A 5,705-nucleotide genomic window follows, 5' to 3' on the forward strand; every position below is an offset into this window, starting at 1 on the left:
AACGGTTGGCCGGGATTGGTTGATACCAAGAAGCAGATGGCATCCATACCCAGTGGGGAAGGGTGCGTTACTTCATAATCGACAGAAATCTTGAATTGGGCTTTTTCCATACTCAGTTCATGCATACTTTGAGTTATCAGCTTATTGAGCTCTTTGGCGTATCGACAACGTGACTTGCTCAGTTTCTCTGACGTTGCAATGAACGCCTGGAAATGCGAGTCGACACCTTTTTTTAATTCTTCAAATTTTTCATCAGAACAATCAAGTGCTTCGATCTGTGATAATAAATCTTGATGGTGCTGGTAAAGGTCTTCTGGCATGACATTGTGCTTACGAGCGATGGAAATTATTTTCGAAAAGCGAGATTCAACAAACGCCATTCTAGAAGGATCCATGTCAATGCTATCGAGGTAGTGACGTAGCTCATTATTGACTTCTTCGATCTGAATCGTTGCTTCTGCCACCATGTTAGGTAATTCAACCAACTTGTTATCTAATTCGGCGAGTTGAATCAATGCGCTGTTTGCCAGTTGTAAAACGCTGAGAGCGTTAACTTCCTCACCTTCATAAATCAGTTCGATGGCTTGTTGGCAAGTTGAGGCCAGTTCACCACTGTTCGACAAGCGTTTATGTTCCTGCTCTAAGGAACTGAATTCGTCTTCAGCAATGGCGAGCTCATTCAGTTCTTTTATTTGATATTCGAGCAGTTGTTTTTGTGCTTGATTTTGCAGGCTATTTTCTTTGAGTTGTTTGAGTAAGTTATCGGATTGTCGCCATTTTTGATAAGCATTACGTGTATTTTTTAGTAGGTTGTGGTGCCCAGCATATTGATCGAGCATCGCCATTTGATGCTCGCTTTTCATCAGTTGATGATGAGCATGTTGGCCATGGATGTTGATCAGAAGTTGGCTTAGAGATTTTAATTGAGATAGAGGCACAGGGCTGCCGTTGATGAAGGCTCTTGAGCGACCTTCTCTGGTAATAGTACGACGTAAAATACAGTCGTTTCCGTCGAGTAGGTCGTTATCTTCAAGCCAACGTGAAGCGAGTAAGTTGTTGTCCAATAAAAAGGCGGCGCTAACTTCTGTTTTTTCTTCACCCTGTCGAACCATTCCGGCTTCAGCTCGCCCCCCAAGACATAAGCCTAGAGCATCGATAGCAATGGATTTACCCGCGCCAGTTTCGCCAGTAATGCTTGTCATCCCTTTCGAGAGTTCGAGCTGTAAAGATTTAACGATAGCAAAGTTGTTTACACTTAAATGAGCCAGCATTTTATTTACCTGTACAATTGAACAACACTGTATAAAGAAACAGTATATACTGTTTCTTTATACAGTAAAGTTGTACAGATAAATTATTTGTCGGTAATGGCTAGATTGTGAGCAAAATCAAAATAGCTTACTTGACCAACCGAGCTTGTTTCTTAACACATGATAGTAGCTGTAATCTTTAGGGTGAATCAGTTTTAATGCTGTAGGGCTTTGATAAATATGAATTTCATCACCAGGAGAAACCGGTAACGATATTTGGCCGTCACAACTGACTTCTTGCGTACCACGATTGTCAGGAGAGACAATGAGCTTAATTCGTCGATTGCCATCAACCACCAAAGGGCGACTGGATAAGGTGTGGGGAAACATGGGTACTAAGCTGATCGCGTTCAAGCTTGGTGACAAAATTGGTCCGCCCCCAGATAATGAATAGGCTGTCGAGCCCGTTGGTGTGGAAATAATTAAACCGTCAGAACGTAGAGAAAACGCAAATTTGTCATCAATATAGACTTCAAATTCAATCATGTGAGCAACTTGCCCAGGGTGGAGAACGGCTTCATTGAGCGCTGAATTATGGCTTTTTACCTGCCCATGACGATGTATTTCTGCTTCCAGTAAAAATCGGTCTTCGATGAGGTATTCACCGTTAAGAACGCCAAGTAACCCACCTTGAAAGTTGTCAGGGTCTAAATCGGTCAGAAAGCCCAAATTACCTCGATTGACGCCGATAACGTATATATCAAAACGAGACAACACTCGTGCAGCGCCAAGCATATTACCGTCACCGCCTACGACAATGGCAAGGTCTGCTTTTTTGCCCAGTTCGATTAGGCTAGAGAAGTTTTCTTTAGGGATGTCATCGAGAATGTCGCATAAACGATCGTCAATAAAGACGTGGTAACCTTCAGCGGTTAGCCATAGATAGAGCTCTTTATGTGTTTGTATTGCTTGTTGATCTCGAGGTTTTCCGATGATCGCAATCACTTCAAAGCATTTTTTCATAGGTTTTCCAGACTATTTGGGCTTGATTCAAGAATCTTCATCCCCATAATAAGGGCAAGTCACCTTTTTATGCGAATTTTTGTGCCTTAAGAGAGTAATAAAGAGTTTAGGCGCACGTTATATTAAATTCTGGAGATATCATGAGCAACGAAGAAAACAAAATGAACGAAGAACAATTAAAGCAAACTGAAAACACAGAGCGAGATGCTGATGTTGTTGGAAGCGATGCTGATATCGAATGGAACGAAGAAGTACAAGTCGATGAGCAGGAAGCAAAAATAGCGCAACTTGAAGCGGCATTGCTGACTAGCGAAGCTAGAATTGAAGAGCAAAAAGATTCAGTACTTCGTGCTAAAGCGGAAGTAGAGAACATGCGTCGTCGAACTGAAATCGAAATCGATAAAGCGCGTAAATTTGCCGTTAATAAATTTGCTGAAGAATTGTTGCCTGTGATCGATAACCTTGAGCGCGCAATTCAAGCTGCTGATGCAGAAAACGAAGTGATTAAGCCAATCCTTGAAGGTATCGAGCTAACGCATAAGTCTTTCCAAGATGCACTGACTAAGAATGGCCTTAAGGAAATTAACCCTGAAGGTGAAGCGTTTAACCCTGAAATGCATCAGGCGATGTCTATTCAAGAAAGCCCAGATCACGAATCTAATAGTGTGATGTTTGTTATGCAAAAAGGTTACGAACTCAATGGTCGAGTGATTCGCCCGGCAATGGTGATGGTAGCTAAATAATATCCACAGTTTTTGGATAAAAGAAAAAGAGAAGCCGTTGCTTCTCTTTTTTATGCGAGAAATTAAAGGAACTTTTTTTTCATTTCCCCTTGAAAAGAATTTTGCCGCCCTTATCTATGGTTCATACAAAAACAAAGATTATATTTTTGTTTATTCGTAAGGGTTGAAAGCCCACTATTCATCCCCCACATAGGGGATATAGAAAATCTAAATAGAATTAATTCGGAGATCGCCTGATGGGTAAAATCATTGGTATTGACTTAGGTACTACTAACTCTTGTGTTGCTGTTTTAGACGGTGACAAGCCACGTGTAATCGAAAATGCAGAAGGTGAGCGTACAACTGCTTCAGTTATCGCATACACTGACGGCGAAACGCTAGTGGGTCAGCCTGCAAAACGTCAAGCGGTAACTAACCCAACAAACACTTTATTTGCTATCAAGCGTTTGATTGGTCGTCGTTTTGAAGACGAAGAAGTACAACGCGACATCAAAATCATGCCATTCAGCATTGTTAAGGCTGATAACGGTGATGCTTGGGTTGAAGCGCAAGGCCAAAAAATGGCAGCTCCTCAAGTTTCAGCTGAAGTACTAAAGAAAATGAAAAAAACCGCTGAGGATTTCCTTGGTGAAGAAGTTACTGGCGCAGTGGTTACTGTTCCTGCTTACTTTAACGATGCACAGCGTCAAGCAACGAAAGATGCTGGCCGTATTGCTGGTCTTGATGTTAAACGTATCATCAACGAACCAACGGCAGCGGCGCTAGCTTACGGTCTAGACAAGAAAGGCGGCGACCGCACTATCGCTGTTTATGACCTTGGTGGTGGTACTTTCGATATCTCTATCATTGAGATTGACGAAGTTGAAGGCGAGAAGACATTTGAAGTACTAGCAACTAACGGTGACACTCACCTAGGTGGCGAAGACTTTGATAACCGCCTAATCAACTACCTAGTTGACGAATTCAAAAAAGAGCAAGGCATTGATCTTAAGACCGATCCTCTTGCTATGCAACGTGTTAAAGAAGCAGCAGAAAAAGCGAAAATTGAACTGTCTTCAGCACAGCAAACTGACGTAAACCTTCCTTACGTAACGGCTGATGCAACCGGTCCTAAGCACATGAACGTTAAAGTAACACGTTCTAAGCTAGAGTCTCTTGTTGAAGATCTAGTACAGCGTTCTCTTGAGCCTCTTAAAGTTGCTCTAGCAGACGCAGACCTGTCAGTAGGTGACATCGACGATGTTATCCTAGTTGGTGGTCAAACACGTATGCCTATGGTTCAAGCTAAAGTAACAGAATTCTTTGGTAAAGAACCTCGTAAAGATGTGAACCCTGATGAAGCGGTTGCAATGGGTGCTGCTGTACAAGGTGGTGTTCTTGCTGGTGATGTTAAAGACGTTCTTCTTCTAGATGTAACTCCTCTATCTTTCGGTATCGAAACGATGGGTGGCGTAATGACTAAGCTAATCGAGAAAAACACAACGATTCCAACGAAAGCGGATCAAGTGTTCTCAACAGCTGAAGACAACCAAAATGCAGTAACTATTCACGTTCTTCAAGGTGAGCGTAAGCAAGCGACTTACAACAAGTCTCTTGGTCAGTTCAACCTAGAAGGTATCCAACCGGCACCACGTGGCATGCCACAAATCGAAGTAACCTTCGACCTAGATGCTGATGGTATCCTGAACGTATCTGCTAAAGATAAAGCAACGGGTAAAGAGCAGAAGATCACTATCCAGGCATCAGGCGGTTTGTCTGAGGAAGAGATCGAGAAAATGGTACAAGAAGCTGAAGCTAACAAAGAAGCGGACAAAAAGTTCGAAGAGTTAGTGACGACTCGTAACCAAGCTGACCAAATGATTCACGGTACTCGTAAGCAAGTTGAAGAAGCGGGTGAAGCTTTACCTGCTGAAGAGAAAGAGAAAATCGAAGCAGCTATTACGGCACTAGAAGCAGTCAAGTCTGGTGATGATAAAGAAGCGATCGATGCTAAAGTTCAAGAACTTATGCAAGCAGCTCAAAAACTGATGGAAATTGCTCAACAACAAGCTCAAGCACAGCAAGCAGCTGGCGCAGACGCGGGTGAACAGCAAGCAAATCAAGATGACGATGTTGTAGACGCTGAGTTTGAAGAAGTTAAAGAAGACAAAAAGTAATTTCGTTGCACAGTAGCCTGATTTCCTTATCGGAAGTGCTCACCTACCATCGTAGGATCAGCGCTTTCTCCTAGAACTCAAGCTACTGGCTTAGAAATTGTCTCAAAGACTGATTAGTACGGGCGTCAGAGGTAACTCTCACGCCCGTAAATTTGTATTTAGACTTGTCGATCTAGCTAATAGCTTTATTTGATATTTTAATAACAGAACTTTTATCTAGATTGATACATAGACTACTCAAGTGACTATTTGGTAGTAGCAATTATTTTGGTGACCTAGAACATGTCAAAACGTGATTTTTACGAAGTATTAGGCGTAGGCCGCGATGCATCAGAGCGCGATATTAAGAAAGCGTACAAACGCTTAGCAATGAAATTTCATCCCGATCGAAATCAGGGTGATGACAGCGCACCAGAAAAATTTAAAGAAGTCAAAGTAGCGTACGAAATCCTAACCGACCCTCAAAAGAAGGCGGCTTATGATCAGTATGGCCATGCGGCGTTTGAGCAAGGTGGAAAGATCGGAAGAGCGGT

The 5,705-nt window shown here is 42.4% G+C and carries 5 protein-coding genes; 3 read left to right on the top strand and 2 right to left on the bottom strand.

Annotation, left to right across the window (positions count from 1 at the left end):
* Together recN and nadK are read right to left on the bottom strand one after the other, a co-directional pair.
* A partial coding sequence (recN, locus tag ACP45E_RS20915) for a DNA repair protein RecN (RefSeq protein ID WP_069585501.1) occupies nt 1-1,271 on the bottom strand: 1,271 nt, incomplete at its 3' end.
* A gap of 117 nt (nt 1,272-1,388) precedes the next feature.
* On the bottom strand, nt 1,389-2,273 hold the full coding sequence (nadK, locus tag ACP45E_RS20920) for an NAD(+) kinase (protein WP_017034187.1): 885 nt from the start codon (nt 2,271-2,273) through the stop codon (nt 1,389-1,391).
* A gap of 140 nt (nt 2,274-2,413) precedes the next feature.
* On the opposite strand from nadK, the gene grpE reads away from it, so the two are divergent.
* The 3 genes from grpE to ACP45E_RS20935 all read left to right on the top strand — a co-directional run.
* Nucleotides 2,414-3,016, top strand: a complete 603-nt coding sequence (gene grpE, locus ACP45E_RS20925) for a nucleotide exchange factor GrpE (RefSeq protein WP_017034188.1) — start codon at nt 2,414-2,416, stop codon at nt 3,014-3,016.
* 236 nt (nt 3,017-3,252) lie between these two features.
* The gene (gene dnaK / locus ACP45E_RS20930; RefSeq protein WP_017034189.1) at nt 3,253-5,172 is read left to right on the top strand and encodes a molecular chaperone DnaK; all 1,920 of its coding nucleotides are present in this window, start codon (nt 3,253-3,255) and stop codon (nt 5,170-5,172) included.
* A 282-nt stretch (nt 5,173-5,454) separates the two neighbouring features.
* Nucleotides 5,455-5,705: DnaJ domain-containing protein (locus tag ACP45E_RS20935; protein ID WP_158008409.1), on the top strand; the 251-nt coding region annotated here is incomplete at its 3' end.

The sequence above is a fragment of the Vibrio genomosp. F10 str. 9ZD137 genome (assembly GCF_049974785.1).
Lineage (GTDB): Bacteria > Pseudomonadota > Gammaproteobacteria > Enterobacterales > Vibrionaceae > Vibrio.

Excerpts from the sequence above, each read along its gene's own strand:
- nadK (WP_017034187.1), bottom strand. The coding sequence starts at position 2,273 with ATGAAAAAATGCTTTGAAGTGATTGCGATCATCGGAAAACCTCGAGAT.
- grpE (WP_017034188.1), top strand. The coding sequence starts at position 2,414 with ATGAGCAACGAAGAAAACAAAATGAACGAAGAACAATTAAAGCAAACT.
- dnaK (WP_017034189.1), top strand. The coding sequence starts at position 3,253 with ATGGGTAAAATCATTGGTATTGACTTAGGTACTACTAACTCTTGTGTT.